We start from the raw sequence: 16,806 nt of genomic DNA, 5'->3' as shown, positions 1-16,806 counted from the left end.
AAAATGGATGTTCTTGGCAGTATGTGCTCTTGCTTGCTCTGGGTTACTGTCAATAATTGTTATTTTTCTACGATTGCCTTTTATCTCCTCTCTTGTTCCTTCTGCACAATATATTTTTGATAATGCGCTGGTAATACACGTGAACTTGTCAATTTTAGTGTGGATGTGCTCTATAATATCTCTGCTCTTTATCATAAACCTACAAAATACCAATAGTTGGTTTAACTTTTCATGGGTTCTATCAACCCTTTCGATGCTGCTCATGTTTATATCCGCATTCGTTCCAAACACTGAAGTTATCAAAAGTAATTATATTCCCGTGTTACAAAACAAATTATTTTTGTTTGGACTCAGTTTGTTTATTGCCAGTATATTAGTAAATACAATGCTAGCATACACATCAAAAAAAGAGGTTTCATTTCTCTCTGTTGGGCAAATTGGGCTAGTTATTATACTTGTATCGTCATTTCTTTGCTTTGTTTTAGCATATAATAATATGCCTCCAGGTCTATATCACTCAGATAATAATTTATTTTACGAATATCTCTTTTGGGGAGGCGGACATTTATTGCAGTTTGCTTTTACTCAAGGAATGTTTTTAGTCTATTTAATAATGCTAAGTTCCAATGATATTAGTCTAGCTTCAAGCAATAAAATTACTATTTTACCACTATTTATAAACACGATTTTAGCTGTAGGCGCACCGTTTGTATATTTTGTTTATCCAGTTGATAGTGCCAAGTTAATACAGTTTTTTACTTGGCATATGAGGATTGCTGGAGCAGTTTTGCCGTGCTTTTTGATAATATTAGTGTGCTACAACATCAGAACTTTTATTAATGATAAAAGCAACTATTTATTACATTCATTTTTGTTGTTCACTTATGGAGATGTGCTCGGAGTGTTGACTATTGAAGGTAATGTCACGATTCCTGCTCATTATCACGGTTCTGTAGTTGGGATCACTATAGCTTTTATGAATTTCATTTATTGGCTGTTACCCAAATTAAACTTTAAAGAGGTAAAAAACTCCATGGTAAGATTACAGATTTATGCCTACAGTGTAGGGCATTTTCTCCATATTACTGGCCTTGTGTGGCTTGGTGGATATGGTGCTTTAAGGAAGGTTGCAGATCTGCCAAGCATTTCGTCAATGTTAGCACGCACGTGCTTCATTATAGGTGGCGCTATATCAGTTGTTGGTGGAATGTTGTTCGTAATAATTGTGCTTTTACATCTGTTAAAAGGCAAAGCGCGTACCAACTGACCCATAGAAACGAAAAAACTTCCTTGACAAACTCCGCCAGCGCCCTTATCATGATACTGAAGGTATTCAGTTATCTTCATCTGTGCAGATTAAACAGCAAGAAAACAACGTAGTTGGCGTCTTATTTTTAATTTTTTGCACTATGTGCACCTTATGTCTTCACAACATTTTTAGGTTTTTACCTATAAAAGCTGAAACGCGCTTATAAGTCGTTTAAGACAGTATAGTACGCCAATTTGCAGGATTAGAGAGTGAACACTAATTACCACGGGGTTTCTTTTGCCTTTTTTTCTGCTTAGTAAATTTCTTAAATATTTTAGCTAAAGTTAGTTGCACTTAAAAGCAGCTAAATTGCAGCGTTTAAGACTTAAAAAACGCCAAATACTGAAAATAGACAATGACTAGGGTTTCTTTTGCCTTTTTTTTTGTTTAGTAAATTTCTTAATGTTTATAGCTAAACGACAACCGTCATCCCGCTGCTTGTTAGCTGATGAGATACCGCGGCGGTATGACGTAGGACTGCTGTCATTCCAGTGCTCCTTTTTTTGTCATCCGAGTAGCTGACACTGTCCTCCTTTGTCATCCCAGTGCCCAGACACTGGGATCCAGCATTTCACGCAATCCCATCAAGAACGTTGTATTTTACATAACACTTTTATGCTTACCAACTTAATAAAATTCCTGGATCCCAGTGGGCTTTGTTGCATCGCTCAAGTGAAAAGAACTGGCAGTTACTGACAAAATTCATTATAAATAGCCATTTAACTGTTGAAGAAAAAATATGCCACAAAAAATGAGAGTCAGTAACTGCCATGAATATAACAAATTTCTCCAAGAAAGAGGAAGCATTTTTTGTTATATCAATGACGCCATAGAAAATTGGTACGAGAATTGTCCAAAAATGCAGGGCGGCAACTATATTTATAGTGATAAAGTTGTGATTTTGGTGCATATAATCGTCAGTTTCTTTAGAATTGGTTTAAGACAAACAGTCGGGTTTATAAAAGGGTATTTGTAACAAATAGGAAGAGATTTGGCAGTTATCAGCTATTCACAAGCATCAAGAAGGTTTAAGAAACTTAATATTAAGATAAATGATTGCAGAAAATAATATGGAAGATATCGAAATTGCTATAGACAGTACAGGAATTAGTATATACAACAACACACAGCAAGGAAAATAGCACTGACAGAAAATATCGTGGCTATGAGCAAACGAGAAAATTGCACGTAATGTTGAATATAAACAACAAAAAAGCCATAGCTGTAAAATACAGTAACGGCTGATCACTATGGAGCTTGTGATTTGCTAAAAGAAGTTGATTTTCAGCATGCCATAAAAGCACTATATGCAGATAGAGCATGTGATAGGCACAAGTTTTATAAGTTGTGTAACGAATATGATATAAAGACAAAAATTCCACCAATAAACAATGCGGCAGAACATCCAGAAATAGATTATATGTCTAACAGGAATGCTGCTATTAGGTTAATAAAATTATACGGTGAAGATGGCATGAAAGAATGGAAAAAAGAAGTAAATTATGGGAAAAGATCTTATATTGAAGGGTTTTTCTCAAGATTAAAGCAAATATTCGGATTTAGTTTTAGGAATAAATCTGAGATAAATCGAGAAAAAGAACTAAATGCTATTTGCTTAATAAATTCACTGATATTGGTATGGCTAAATTTGAGATAGTTACATGAATTTACCATAAATCACCATCTCATAAAGTGTGATGCAACAAAGCCATCCCAGTGTCAGCTGCTCGGATGACAAAAAAAGGAGCACTGGGATGACAGGAGAGGGAGGCTACTTGGATGACATCATAGGGGCACTGGGATGACACCATTCTTTTTCCTGGATCCAAATAGTCAAGGCACTGGAATGACAAAAAAAGGAGGCACCGGAACGACAAAGTGGAGTGTCTGCTTCTGTCATCCTATGATAGCTAAAAAGACCTGGTCACGCGCTGGAATGACACCGAAGGGGCTACTGCCCTCTTGGATGGAGACCAGTGTCAGCTACTTAGATGATACCTTTTTTCTACTTAGTTTAGGTTATGCAGAAGTCTAATACAATTATAGAACAAGCTTAAAAATTCTGGTAAAGTAGTTTTATTTACAAAGAAAGAATATGCTACTTGAAATTGAAAAGCGCAGCATAACAAATGCATTGTGGAAGTTGCAAGAAGCAGATCAAAGGCAAATCTTAACTCTTACACAGAGATTTGAGTTACCAGAAATATTAGCAAGAATATTGGTTACTCGTGGTGTTAACATAGAAAATGCAAGCGACTTCTTATATCCACTAATCAGATCGCTATTACCAGATCCCTTTCACCTTCTTGATATGGATAAAGCTGTTTCTCGTATAATACGGGCAATAAAAAATGATGAAAACCTTGCAATATTTGGTGACTATGATGTTGATGGTGCAACGTCGTCAGCATTGATTAACAGGTACCTGAGAGCAATCGATATACACTCTATAATCTACATTCCAGATCGTGTTGATGAGGGTTATGGATTAAACACAGATGCTTTATTACAACTTAAAAAGAATGGAATTGATTTATGTATTTCCGTTGATTGTGGTACGCTTGCATATCAACCAATAGAAGATGCAAAGGCTTTTGGTCTTGATATTATAGTTGTTGACCATCACCTTGGTACGGAAAAATTACCAAGCGCCGTAGCAGTTGTGAATCCAAACCGCCTTGATGAGAGCTCTCCTTATAATAACCTAGCAGCAGTTGGAGTGTCATTTCTGCTAATTGTTGCTCTTAATAAAAGCCTACGTGAGCAAGGATTTTTTACCAACAAAAAAGAACCAGATTTATTTGATCTGTTGGATTTGGTTACCCTGGGAACTGTCTGTGATGTTATGCAGATCACAGGCCTCAATAGAGCACTTGTCTCACAAGGATTAAAAGTTATGTCAACAAGAAAAAACGTTGGCTTGCGTGTTTTATTTGATGCTTTGGGAATCCTTGAAAAACCAAGTGTTTCTCGATTAGGGTTTAGTATTGGGCCATGCATAAATGCTGGAGGAAGAATTGGAGAAGCATCGCTTGGTGCAAGGTTGCTTTCCACCGATGATGATGAAGAGGCACATTCAATCGCGCTAAAATTAATAGATTTGAATAATGCAAGAAAAGTGTTAGAAAATGAGGCTCTCTTGGAAGCTACAGCACAAGCGGAAAAGTCTGCCCAATCAGGTGCGAATTTTATAATGATAAGTGGCAATTGGCACCAGGGAATAATTGGTATAATTGCATCAAGGCTAAAGGAGCAGTTTCACTTGCCAACAGTAGTGATATCTTTAAATAATGGAATAGGAAAAGCAAGCTGTAGATCAATTTTGGGAGTTGATATCGGTGCTGCAGTCCTTTCCGCAAAGTTTATAAATTTGATTATTGAAGGTGGTGGCCATAGTATGGCGGCAGGATTTTCAATTAAAGAAGACAAAATAAATGATTTGCATGATTTTTTTACTGAAAGATTTTCAAACTCTATAAATGAGAAAACTTTAAAAGCTGATAGTATAGTAACTGCTAAAGCAATAAATTTGTCTTTATGGAATCAATTGCAACGCTTGGGACCATTTGGAGTTGGAAATCCTGAACCAAGGTTTATTATCCAAGGAGCAAAGATAAGAAAGCCTGAAGTTATAGGAGTTGACCATATAAAATGTTTTATTGCTGATGATAATGTTATGGTAAGAGCTATTGCATTTCGTTCTGCAAATACTCATCTTGGCTCTGCTATCATGCAGGGTAATGTTAAAGCTATTTTGGGTAAAATCTCTATGAATTACTGGAATGGCAATGAATTTGTACAATTTTTAATAGAAGATGTATTGACCATTAGTTGAGTGTATCTGTTCAGCAGAGTGGCAAAATAGGTAGACAAGATATTATTCTCTTCACTTTCAGCTAATAAGTGATTTTCTATTTCACCTTCCAAACTTGCCTCCAGCAGCTTTTTTATAAGTGGTGTAAATGCTCCATCCCTTCCTGTTAATGGTCTGCCTTCCCTTATTGATGACAGTATATTTGCTTCCAGTTCTTTGTAATCTACCAAACCGGTAGTTCTGTTTACTACTTTCTGACTCATTGTCAAACCTCCATTTTTTTATATCAATTTATTACTTTTTTTTCGGTTTGACACACTTTTTTGAACCATACGCGTCAAGTTAAGAGATTGTGAGCAAATTTAGAGAGGTTAAAGTGGATACTCTAGCCCTTCTACGTTTGTCTTTTAATGAAAATCGCGACCAAGTTATAGTGAGTTTTTTAAGAAATGCTTTTAAACTATTAATTTTGGTTAATACTAAAAATAACTCTCTAACCCGCCTTTTTAGCTCAATAAATGCCTTTGTTAAGCTAAGTTCTGTATTCTTTTTCACTTCTGTGCAACCAACTATGCCGTGAAATATAAGAATTGCGCACAATTTAGCATATAGTTCACATAATACTCTGCATGGCTTTCCTTTTAGCTTATCAAGCCTGATATGGCTTTTATACAATTTAAATAATAACTCAATTTGCCACCTTACTCTGTAAATCGTTAATACTTGCTCAGCACTAATTTTATTTTCTGAAACATTAGTTATAAATATTGACCAGTTCAACAATTTTTGATTTCTTTTAGAGGATGTATATCCCTGCGATCTTGCTAATCTATTAGCTTTCCTTCTTCTGGCCATAGACTGTTCTTCAGTTAGTTTCTGACATATAATTCTTACTCTAATTTTTGCTTCTTTTCCTAACAATACCTCGTTTTCTAAAAATAACTTATCCTCTAAACATTCTAATAACTCCATTTTTTGATTTGTTTCTACATCATATATGTTGGTATCGGATTTATAACGACTTATGAAATAAGCTCCTATTTCATTGATTTGTTTAAAAGAACTTGGCACAAAATAACCGAGATCAGATATTAGCAAATCATTGCTTAATATATTACTTAAATGTTTCCTATATCCCTGGTCTGATCTTACCCCCTCCGTTAAATTAAGTTGGTCTATTATCTGATTCATGTAGTCGAAAACTAATTGTAACTTTATTCCAGACTTAGTATTGCTTTCATAGCCACTGTAGCTAGTACCATAACCTTTATACATCTCTTCCATACTGTTAGGTAGAGTAATATAGCTACTGTCCAATAATTTAACACTATTAAATTGCTGTAAGATTTTGCAATCAACTTGCAAGATATTTTTAAAGAGAATCACAGATTCATTATACATCCTTTTCATAAATTCCACTGCTTCTTCAGTAAATCTAAAATCCAAACCTTGTTTTGTTATATCTATCGAGTCCTCGTTTAGTAATTGACACATTGTTTCTACGCTACAATTATCAACTCCTATATTACCCAAGACCATGGCTTTTACGAATGATGAACCTTTTAGCTTTCTCTTTCTTTTTATAAACCTTGTTGTAATTGAGATTTTCTCTGCTTTTTCATTAAAAAATTCTTTGAGCTTTTTTGATAAGCAAGTTATTTTATTCATTGGTTCTCTCACTAAAAGTATATCTGGGAGAACTTATACCTTATTATTCTATCTCTTTCATACCTTTATTTCCTTAACTTGACGCGTATGCTTTTTTGAACATTCCCGGAAATGCAGAAAAAAAATGTTCAACATTATATCAGGAGTCCTTGTCGTTTTAATCTGCACAGATTGCGAAGTTAAATGAAATAGCTTCACTGTTATGATAAGGGCGCTGGCGAAGGGTGTCAAGCAAGTTTTTCGTTTCTATATGCGCTACCTTAAGACTTCAACGTCTTAACGCACCTAACTCCATCTGCATATAAATTTGCATGGCTCTTTCCAGTATTAAGCAATGCAAATCCAATGTTGTCTACACTAGAGCGCAGTTCCCCTATTTCCTCATTATTTTCATTTGTCACTTTAGTGCCAATATCTGGAAGTGCGTTATCTCCCTCAACAAGGTAAAGTTTTCTTCTGAATATTTCTTGTCTGCTCATTCGATTTACGACTTCCTGACCTATATAACACCCCTTATTAAAGCTTATACCGTTTACTTTATCGATTAAAAATTGCAGTGGAAATGATGAATTCTGCACCATATCTTTCGCTCCATCTGGAACGAGATTTTGAATTCTAACTTTTTCATACTGAGTAAAATCCCCAACCGGCTCTTTTATTTCATCTTTATGTATGATCCTCATTCCTAGCAGCTTGTGCCTTGGATCTTGAAAAATAACTTGTGACTTACCACTACACTCCGCCAACTTAGTATTAAACAAAACTCCAACCTTATATAGTGCGCTAACGTCTTTAATTTTCACTTTCAAATAAGTTTTAAGCAAATCCAGTTTCTCGATTATTTGCTGCAAGTGCATGTTTTCGCACTCCAAGAGGGTGTATTTACCATATTCAATAAGAAAAAAATCATATAGATATTTTCCCTGAGGGCTAAGCAATAAAGAGTAAATGGCTTTTTGGCTATCCAACTTATTAATATCATTGGTTATAATACCCTGCAGAAAATCTCTAGTGTCAGGCCCATATAGCACTATCACACCACGACTTAAAAATGGTATATAACTCATGAAATCTCTATAAATAAATCTAAATTTTATTATATAACATTAGGCTCTTTTAGAAACTGCTTTTGGCGTGCATATTTTATAATGGCGTGCATATTTTACAAGCTCCAGCCCTTGAAATCTAACTTACGAGTATATATATATAAACTTATAAGTTAATTTGTTGATGAGGAAAAACAAATGTCAAGTATAAGTTTAAATGTATTAGATGATAGCGTGCTGATCAAGCCTATTAGCGAAGAAAAGCAAGGTGGAATTGTGCTTCCATCAAGTGCTGAAAAGAAACCTACTAAAGGTGAAGTTATAGCAATTGGTGAAGGTTCACGCAATTCAAGTGGCGAACGCGTAACTTTAACTGTGAAAGCTGGTGATAAAGTGTTCTATCGCCAATGGGCTGGTACAGAAATAGAACATAATAATGAGAAGCTTATCGTGATGAAAGAGTCCGATATACTTGCTGTCATTAAGTAGCAGTCTTTATTTTACTAAACTGAAACAAAGCGCAACATAGCGCATTGTAAATGATTTTATTATAGTTTTCTAAATTTTTTATTAACAAGAGGTGATAAAAATGACTAATGTAGTAGTATCAGGTGAGCAGTTGCAAGAAGCCTTTCGTGAAGTTGCAGCAATAGTGGATTCAACGGTAGCAATAACTGCAGGACCTAGAGGAAAAACAGTAGGGATTAATAAGCCCTATGGAGCACCAGAAATTACAAAAGATGGTTATAAGGTGATGAAGGGTATCAAGCCTGAAAAACCATTAAACGCTGCGATAGCAAGCATCTTTGCACAAAGTTGTTCTCAATGTAACGATAAAGTTGGTGATGGTACAACAACGTGCTCAATACTAACTAGCAACATGATAATGGAAGCTTCAAAATCAATTGCTGCTGGAAACGATCGTGTTGGTATTAAAAACGGAATACAGAAGGCAAAAGATGTAATATTAAAGGAAATTGCGTCAATGTCTCGTACAATTTCTCTAGAGAAAATAGACGAAGTGGCACAAGTTGCAATAATCTCTGCAAATGGTGATAAGGATATAGGTAACAGTATCGCTGATTCCGTGAAAAAAGTTGGAAAAGAGGGTGTAATAACTGTTGAAGAGAGTAAAGGTTCAAAAGAGTTAGAAGTTGAGCTGACTACTGGCATGCAATTTGATCGCGGTTATCTTTCTCCGTATTTTATTACAAATAATGAAAAAATGATCGTGGAGCTTGATAATCCTTATCTATTAATTACAGAGAAAAAATTAAATATTATTCAACCTTTACTTCCTATTCTTGAAGCTATTGTTAAATCTGGTAAACCTTTGGTTATTATTGCAGAGGATATCGAAGGTGAAGCATTAAGCACTTTAGTTATCAATAAATTGCGTGGTGGTTTAAAAGTTGCTGCAGTAAAAGCTCCAGGTTTTGGTGACAGAAGAAAGGAGATGCTCGAAGACATAGCAACTTTAACTGGTGCTAAGTACGTCATAAAAGATGAACTTGGAATCAAGATGGAAGATCTCACGCTTGATGATCTTGGTACGGCTAAAAATGTTAAAATTACTAAAGATAATACCACAGTTGTCAGCGAAAACAGCGATTCTGACAGTGTGAAAGCTAGAATCGAGCAGATTAAATCTCAAATTGAAACTTCAACTTCTGATTATGATAAAGAAAAGCTAAGAGAACGTTTAGCGAAATTATCAGGTGGCGTTGCTGTGCTCAAAGTTGGTGGAGCAACTGAAGTGGAAGTTAAAGAACGTAGAGATAGAGTCGAAGATGCGCTGCATGCAACAAGAGCTGCAATTGAAGAAGGCATAGTTCCAGGTGGTGGAGTTGCGCTTCTTTATGCTTCATCTGTTCTCGACAAATTAAAAGGTGCAAGTGACGAAGAGCAAATAGGCATAAACATTATCAAGAAAGTTCTCAGTGCTCCAATTAGAAGGTTAGTTAAAAATGCTGGTCTTGAATCTGCTGTTATAATTGACTATTTGATTAAGCAGAATGATAAAGAGCTTATATACAACGTTGAGGCTATGAATTACGCTAATGCATTTACAGCTGGTGTGATTGATCCAGCAAAAGTGGTGCGTATTGCTTTTGAAACAGCGGTATCTGTTGCGAGTGTGCTGATAACTACTGAATCTATGATAGTTGATGTACCAAGCAAAGAAAATGCTTCATCTCCTATGGGTGCAGGAGAAATGAGTGGCATGGGTGGATTCTAAGTAGAATGAAACCGTGGAGCAATTGCTCCACGGTAGTTCCAAAAAATCTCACATTTTACTATTCGTTAAAGGTAATACGTTTGGTGCAGAAATGCACTACTGTTTGCATCCGTTTCACTCCTTTATATTGTGGTTGTCTAATAACAAAAAGGCAGCATAAGAAAACTATAACCCCTAGTATATTTATACTATAGCTGACCCAAGCAACACGTCATACCGCGATTCATTCCACAACTGTACGAACATTACAATATGGCACATAGTAAACGATGTCATGAAAGTAGCTGACACTGGAATGACACCCTTTTGGATGGAAACCAGTGTCACGCACTGGCATGACACCCATTTGTTCCTATAGTTGTCTTTTCTCGTCTACCTTATTTTGCCACTCTGCTGAACAGATACAATTTACAACCACCCCCCTACCCTTTTTAGTTGTTCAGCAAATATAGAGAGGTTAAAGGGAGTGGTATTACTTAAACAACTAAATAAAAAACCAGGTAGATCATTCTGAAATTCTTGCATTTTTGTCCATAATTTTGTTAAATAACTTCCCTTTTGGTCATATCGAACCAAATTTCTTTTTCACACCACCTTTTAAGCCACTTTCGTTAGTTTTTGTCATAATGCGATCAAACACTCCCAATAACCTCTTTAATAGGTTTGGAGTTAGCGAAGAGATAAGATCAACAGATACGTTATTGTTTTTGTCATCACCACTTGCTTTATAGTCTATTGAAACGATTCCCCTACTTTTCCCACCAGTAAGAAGTTTTCCAATTATAGGAATTTTTAACAAAGATTTATTAATTGAATATGCTGGTATTACTTGTCCTGCAACCTGGAATTTATAATTTCTAATATCGAGCTTACCACCAGTGCTAATACCTAACTCCGCCCCTTCAAGCCAAGATTCTTCAATTTCAATAGTGCCATCTTTGTATGAAAAAGGTGCATTACATTTGTAAAAGTATACACCTTCATTTTTTATGGCATTTACAATGCCAGGCAATGAAGACATCGACAATAAAGTAGTAAGTAGTGGAGCATCTTTGATGTAGAAATTGCTAATGGATAACGTACCATAATGTTCTCCACTTTCTCTCTGAGGAGAGAGATAAAAAGACAATTTGCCGTTTTTAATTGATTTACTAATGCCTAAGGAACGCAAAAGCATACCTGAATTATCCGCATATATTTCGAGCCCTATTCCACTGTATTCTGCTAGTATGTTGCTGCTATCTTCCAGAAACTGCCCTGTAAATTGACTTCCATTGCAATTACCTTTAGTACAGGTTACATTCAGCTTAGCATTTTTGATAACGATGCCTTCTTTCATAATTACATTGTCAACATTCATACTAATCTCTATATCTTTATTTAATCCATTACTGTTTTTGCCAAGCAAGCCTAAAATATCACTTAAGTTAATTTCCTCACCATAAATAGTTATGGCATTTTTCTCCTTACCTGATTCAATTTCTATACTAAAATCATTATCAGGCAATTTAAAGCTACTAGAATTTAAATATAAATTTCCATTTTCTACTCTTCCGCTGAATTTTATATCTAGGTCATTTCCTACAATGTCTAATTTATCTACTAACAATTCACCTGCTCCTTTTAACCTTGTAGAAAACAAAATTTTATTGTGATCTTCAAAGCGATTTTTCCACCCTAAGTAGCTTGAATGTGATTCAAATTCTGATAAATCTATATCACCATTAACATACCCCGTCTTATCTTGATTTATCACTGACTCTAAATTTGCACTGACATAGCCACTATCAAAATTAAATATTTGAGCGGGTAAATCTCCGGTCAAATTCCAGGCGAAACTTTCATTCCTATTGCTACTTTTCAGGTCAAATAATAGCTGTGTGTTATTCACCATACCACTACCATTTAAATCTATAAAGTCACTGCCAAAACTAAGCTTAATATCATATTTACCAAGACTTGCATTATAGACGGCCAAATTGTCAATTTCAGAATGAAAATTTGCTGAGAAGTCTACTTTTTTGTCATCAGCATTTAGATTAAAAATGCGAAAATTAAATACGGATTTTGCCATTCCACTTACTTTATCCCTTTCAACCTTCACCACATCATCCAGCTTAAATCTTATAGGCTCATATAAACCATACGCATCACTTACAGCTTTGCCATTAATGGTTAGAACTGAATCTTCCTTATTTAGAGATTTCATTTCAATATCACCACCATTAACAGTGAAATTCTGAAACTTAGCGCTATTTACAGTAATTTCAAGATCGTTATTCTTGATGATCAAATCACCCTTTAATTCCTTTACTTGCTCAAAATCTTCATCAAATTTTACGCTACCGTTTTCTATATCAGCAACAATTACAATGTCTGACAGATCGTCATCAACCAAATTGTTAATTTTGCCATTGAAACTTACAATGGTATTTAAAACATCCCCATCAATATTATCACAATACCAGCTTTTAAATTTACTATTTACTACACTATCTGGTATATAAGTACATAAATCCTTTGCAGCAAACTTACTAATATTAATTCTAAGCAAAGCATGACTTGTACCAAAGTTCATTTTGCCTATTAAAGAGAGATACGTGTCATTTAACTTAAAATGGAAGTTTTTTACACTAATAATTCCACTACTATATGTTAAATTTATATTTACATTAGTTAAGGCCAAATTTTTGTTCAAATAATTTTCTGTATTTAATACGTATATATTTCCATCTACAATTTCATCCTTTTTATTAATTTTCACTGAGAAGCTTCCTTTGAATCCTATATTTTTGTCCAAATTGTAGCTTTTAACTAATGTAGAAAACTTGCTCAATAGTCCCAATTTTAGATCATAAAATGTCCCGTACACATTTAGCAAATTGTTGCGATTTTTTATCGTAATTGATAAATCATCCAAAAATCCCTTTCCATCTTTTGTATTCACATGAATATCTAAAACATTAAAATCTTCCCCCTTCCCTATATATAATTTATCAATAAAAAATTCATCTTCTGTGCTTTTATCAATAGCGATGTTAGTAAATTCAATTTTTGAATCCGCATTTAAGTCAAAAAAAAATTCCCTTATTGTTTTTAATAGATTTTTTGCACTACTTTCTGTCATCTTGAAATTCTTCCCTGTCATCCCAGTATCTTTTTTTCCTGTCATCCCAGCACTCGTCCTTGTCATCCAAGTAGCTTGACTACTTGTTTCTTTTTTTCTAGATTCCAGCGTCACGCGCTGGAATGACACCGAAGGAAGGCGGTTACTACTTAAATAATGATTATCCAAAAGGTCTAATGAGTTTTGCGGATTAACATTAGTTTCTTCTCTCTTGATACATACATGCACATTATCAGCTGAAACCTGAGAGAGATTTGTGCTAGCTTTAAATAAGGAAGTTAACTTAAAATGTACAAAAAGCTCAGGAACTTTTATAGTAAAATTAGGGTTTGCTATTGCCAAATCCGTAATGACTAAATACGGATCTTTGCCATCTTTCTGCCAAACAACTGAGGTATTCTCCATATTAACGCTTGAGCCAACAAATATTTTTGATATTTTATGTTTAACATAAAAATCAATATAATTAATATTGATTTCTAAAGGCTTAAAAAAAATAAAGAAGCACAATATGAATAATAAAGCTACGGAAAATAATATAGTAATTTTTTTAAGCATCGATTATTGCTTTTCTTGCTAAACTATCAGCCTCCTCATTATACTTATCGCCACTGTGTGCTTTAACCCACTTCCAATCAATTTCGTGTTGTGAAGCAACGTTGTCTAGCTCTTTCCACAATTCCATATTTTTTACTGATTTTTTATTACTTGTTTTCCAGCCATTCATTTTCCACTTATTTATCCATTCTGTTATGCCATGCTTAACATAAAGACTATCCGTATATAAATTAATATTACAAGAAAATTTCAATACTTTCAGCCCATTGATCACCGCTGTTAACTCCATTTTATTGTTTGTGGTATTTTCTTCTCTACCATAAATGTCTTTTCTGTAATCTTGAAATAATATGATAGCTGCCCATCCTCCCGCTCCAGGATTACCAGAACACGCCCCATCCGTATATATTGTCACTTCTTTTTTACTCATCTTTGTTTATATCGGTTAACAAAGTATATAGTTGCTTTTATGAAAGCACAATTTCTAAAGGTAGTTTAAGCTGCACCTTTAAATTTTATTATAGAAACAAAAAAAAGTGTGACAACGAGCATTACCAAAAGGAAAAGTAAAAAATAGTTTTTATGCTTCTGCCGTTCTTTCATAACTAAAATAAATCAATAGAACAAAAAATAATACTGGCGAATAGGGAAAATAGATAAGAAATTGAATAAGAAAACATTTTTTTCTGTGAGCTGTGATTCTTGAACTTCATAACAGATACAGCGTACCAAATAAAAACGCAACCTTCAAAGGTTGCCATGCTTAGATAAAGTAAAACCTTTTTCAAAAATAGAGCCGGAAGCAAGCTAGTTAGCACCAGCAAAACACTATAAATTAATATATATTTTCTTGTTTTTTCCGGACCATAAACAATATTGAACATTGGAATTGATGCCTTTGCATAGTCTTCAGACTTATTTAAAGATAGGGCCCAAAAGTGTGGTGGAGTCCACATAAAAATTACTAAAAATAAAATGAAACTTTCCCAACTTACAGAATTAGTCACAACTGCCCAGCCAATCATTGGAGGGAAAGCACCTGCTGCACCACCGATAACGATATTCTGCGGAGTACGCCTTTTTAGCCAAATTGTATATATGAAAACGTAAAATAATATGCTAACAGCAAGCAAAGCAGCAGAAATATAGTTTACTGCTATTGCCATGATAAATACTGACAATATTCCAAGAGTTATACCAAATTCAAGCGCACTTTCTGCAGAAACTCTACCTGAGGGTATAGGGCGGTTTTTTGTCCTTTCCATGAGCAGATCTATGTCTCTGTCATACCACATATTTATAGCACCTGCAGATCCTGAGCCAAGAGCAACACATATAAGAGATATTAGTGCTAGAAAAGGGTGCATACTACCTGGTGCAGTAACCATACCAGCAACTGCAGTAAATACCACAAGATACATTATCCTTGGCTTCAGCAAACGCCAAAAATCCAGTATTGTTGATTCAACATTTAGCAAAACACTTGTGTACATTCTATTTTACCACTGGTGGTTTTTCGAAAGTATGAAAAGGCGGTGGTGAAGATACCGTCCATTCCAAGGTGTCACCTCCCCAAGGATTATCTCCAGCTTTCTTGCCCCATTTAAAAAGATGTATAACTATAAACACAAAAAACATAACTGAAACAAAGGACATATACGAACCAATTGAGGATATATAATTCCAAGGGATAAACGCATCAGGATAATCAGGTATACGCCTTGGCATACCAGCTAATCCTAAGAAATGTTGAGGTAAAAAAGTGATATTGGTGCTAATAAAAGTAAGCCAAAAGTGGATTTGACCTAAGCGCTCATTATATTGTTTACCCGACATTTTACCAATCCAATAATAAAAGCCAGCAAAAGCTCCAAATAATGCAGCAAGTGACATGACATAATGGAAGTGAGCAACAACATAATAGGTGTCGTGCAGGAGCTTATCTATTCCACCATGAGAAAGAATTATTCCCGTTATGCCACCGCCAACAAACATAAAAATAAAACCTAGTGCAAATAGCATAGGGGTTTTAAACTCAATTGCTCCGCCCCACATAGTTGCAATCCAGCTAAAGACTTTTACACCAGTTATAACACCGATAAAAATTGTGGTAGTGCTAAAAAATGCAGCAGCGTCAGCACTAAGCCCAACAGTGAACATATGATGAGCCCAAACCATAAAGCCAAATACTGCTATACCTATCATTGCATAAACCATCCCTATGTAACCAAATACAGGTCTGTGAGAAAAAGTTGATACAACCTGACTTATGATGCCAAATGCAGGAAAAATAATTACGTAAACTTCTGGATGACCAAAAAACCAAAATAAATGTTGAAATAACACAGGGTCACCACCACCGGCAGGATCAAAAAAGGAAGTACCAACATTGCGATCAGTAAGAAGCATAGTTATAGCACCGGCAAGCACCGGTAAGGCAACAATCAACATAAATGCTGTTAGCAAGACAGACCAAACAAATAGTGGCATCTTAGTCAACGACATGCCTTTCGCACGCATGTTAAATATAGTAACTATAAAGTTGATCGCCCCAACAATTGACGACATACCAGCAACATGAAGTGCAAGTATAGCAATGTCAACTCCTGCACTTGGATGGGACATTACCTGTGATAAAGGTGGATATAAAGTCCAACCTGTACCTGGACCTTCACCAATAAACACTGAGAGAATGAGCAAAATAAAAGATGACACTAATAACCAAAAACTTAAATTATTCATACGAGGAAATGCCATATCTGGTGCGCCAATCATGAGAGGTACAAACCAGTTACCAAATCCTCCCATGAGGGCTGGCATTATCATAAAAAACACCATTATCAACGCATGCCCTGTAACCATTACGTTATATAATTGATAGTTATTGTTAAGTATATTAATGTGCATTAGCTGAGTGCGAATAATCACCGATAATAATCCACCAATAATTCCAGCTAATATGGAAAAAATAATGTACAGTGTCCCTATGTCTTTATGATTAGTGGAAAACAACCAACGCTTTATGCCCCTTGGTACGTCACTCAT

Annotated in this window: 13 protein-coding genes and 2 pseudogenes; 6 read left to right on the top strand and 9 right to left on the bottom strand. The window is 35.0% G+C overall.

Going from position 1 to position 16,806, the window contains the following annotated elements:
* Positions 1 to 7 precede the first annotated feature (7 nt).
* Entirely contained in the window at positions 8 to 1,267 is a 1,260-nt protein-coding gene (locus OM961_RS00780) for a cbb3-type cytochrome c oxidase subunit I (RefSeq protein ID WP_264339574.1), read from the top strand.
* A 454-nt stretch (positions 1,268 to 1,721) separates the two neighbouring features.
* On the opposite strand, the gene OM961_RS00775 is transcribed toward OM961_RS00780, so the two are convergent.
* On the bottom strand, positions 1,722 to 1,850 hold the full coding sequence (locus OM961_RS00775; RefSeq protein ID WP_264339150.1) for a hypothetical protein: 129 nt from the start codon (positions 1,848 to 1,850) through the stop codon (positions 1,722 to 1,724).
* A 198-nt stretch (positions 1,851 to 2,048) separates the two neighbouring features.
* On the opposite strand from OM961_RS00775, the pseudogene OM961_RS07485 reads away from it, so the two are divergent.
* From OM961_RS07485 to recJ, 3 genes and pseudogenes are all read left to right on the top strand, one after another.
* Positions 2,049 to 2,974 (top strand): annotated as a pseudogene (locus OM961_RS07485) (IS5 family transposase).
* Between the two features lie 136 nt (positions 2,975 to 3,110).
* Positions 3,111 to 3,344 carry a hypothetical protein gene (locus OM961_RS00760; RefSeq protein ID WP_010962507.1) on the top strand — a complete coding sequence of 78 codons (234 nt, stop codon included), beginning with the start codon at positions 3,111 to 3,113 and terminating at the stop codon, positions 3,342 to 3,344.
* A 60-nt stretch (positions 3,345 to 3,404) separates the two neighbouring features.
* Positions 3,405 to 5,144 carry a single-stranded-DNA-specific exonuclease RecJ gene (gene recJ, locus OM961_RS00755; RefSeq protein ID WP_264339147.1) on the top strand — a complete coding sequence of 580 codons (1,740 nt, stop codon included), beginning with the start codon at positions 3,405 to 3,407 and terminating at the stop codon, positions 5,142 to 5,144.
* 41 nt (positions 5,145 to 5,185) lie between these two features.
* On the opposite strand, the pseudogene OM961_RS00750 reads toward recJ, so the two are convergent.
* From OM961_RS00750 to ygfZ, 3 genes and pseudogenes are all read right to left on the bottom strand, one after another.
* Positions 5,186 to 5,386, bottom strand: a pseudogene (locus OM961_RS00750) (IS256 family transposase); the annotation flags it as partial.
* A 79-nt stretch (positions 5,387 to 5,465) separates the two neighbouring features.
* Entirely contained in the window at positions 5,466 to 6,791 is a 1,326-nt protein-coding gene (locus tag OM961_RS00745) for an IS4 family transposase (protein ID WP_264339146.1), read from the bottom strand.
* A gap of 260 nt (positions 6,792 to 7,051) precedes the next feature.
* The gene (ygfZ, locus tag OM961_RS00740; RefSeq protein WP_155968877.1) at positions 7,052 to 7,858 is read right to left on the bottom strand and encodes a CAF17-like 4Fe-4S cluster assembly/insertion protein YgfZ; all 807 of its coding nucleotides are present in this window, start codon (positions 7,856 to 7,858) and stop codon (positions 7,052 to 7,054) included.
* Positions 7,859 to 8,044: 186 nt separating this feature from the next.
* Here ygfZ and OM961_RS00735 point away from each other — a divergent pair, with 186 nt between their 5' ends.
* Both OM961_RS00735 and groL read left to right on the top strand, forming a co-directional pair.
* Positions 8,045 to 8,326 (top strand): co-chaperone GroES, encoded by a 282-nt coding sequence (locus OM961_RS00735; protein WP_173862895.1) that lies wholly within the window; start codon positions 8,045 to 8,047, stop codon positions 8,324 to 8,326.
* A 100-nt stretch (positions 8,327 to 8,426) separates the two neighbouring features.
* On the top strand, positions 8,427 to 10,076 hold the full coding sequence (gene groL, locus OM961_RS00730) for a chaperonin GroEL (protein ID WP_010962503.1): 1,650 nt from the start codon (positions 8,427 to 8,429) through the stop codon (positions 10,074 to 10,076).
* Positions 10,077 to 10,299: 223 nt separating this feature from the next.
* On the opposite strand, the gene OM961_RS00725 is transcribed toward groL, so the two are convergent.
* The 5 genes from OM961_RS00725 to ctaD all read right to left on the bottom strand — a co-directional run bounded on the left by OM961_RS00725 (position 10,300) and on the right by ctaD (position 16,806).
* On the bottom strand, positions 10,300 to 10,422 hold the full coding sequence (locus OM961_RS00725; RefSeq protein ID WP_255703183.1) for a hypothetical protein: 123 nt from the start codon (positions 10,420 to 10,422) through the stop codon (positions 10,300 to 10,302).
* Between the two features lie 216 nt (positions 10,423 to 10,638).
* Positions 10,639 to 13,761 carry a DUF3971 domain-containing protein gene (locus OM961_RS00720; RefSeq protein WP_264339145.1) on the bottom strand — a complete coding sequence of 1,041 codons (3,123 nt, stop codon included), beginning with the start codon at positions 13,759 to 13,761 and terminating at the stop codon, positions 10,639 to 10,641.
* Positions 13,754 to 14,191: a ribonuclease HI gene (gene rnhA / locus OM961_RS00715; RefSeq protein ID WP_151807582.1), complete on the bottom strand. Its 438-nt coding sequence runs from the start codon at positions 14,189 to 14,191 to the stop codon at positions 13,754 to 13,756. Before rnhA ends, OM961_RS00720 begins: the two co-directional genes overlap by 8 nt.
* 175 nt (positions 14,192 to 14,366) lie before the next feature.
* Positions 14,367 to 15,254 (bottom strand): heme o synthase, encoded by an 888-nt coding sequence (locus OM961_RS00710; protein WP_264339144.1) that lies wholly within the window; start codon positions 15,252 to 15,254, stop codon positions 14,367 to 14,369.
* Position 15,255: 1 nt separating this feature from the next.
* Positions 15,256 to 16,806, bottom strand: coding sequence for a cytochrome c oxidase subunit I (gene ctaD, locus OM961_RS00705; RefSeq protein ID WP_264339143.1), 1,551 nt, complete (start codon positions 16,804 to 16,806; stop codon positions 15,256 to 15,258).

This window comes from Wolbachia endosymbiont (group A) of Cydia splendana (assembly GCF_947179475.1).
Classification (GTDB): domain Bacteria; phylum Pseudomonadota; class Alphaproteobacteria; order Rickettsiales; family Anaplasmataceae; genus Wolbachia; species Wolbachia pipientis.
This window is presented reverse-complemented; position numbering and strand designations above follow the sequence as displayed.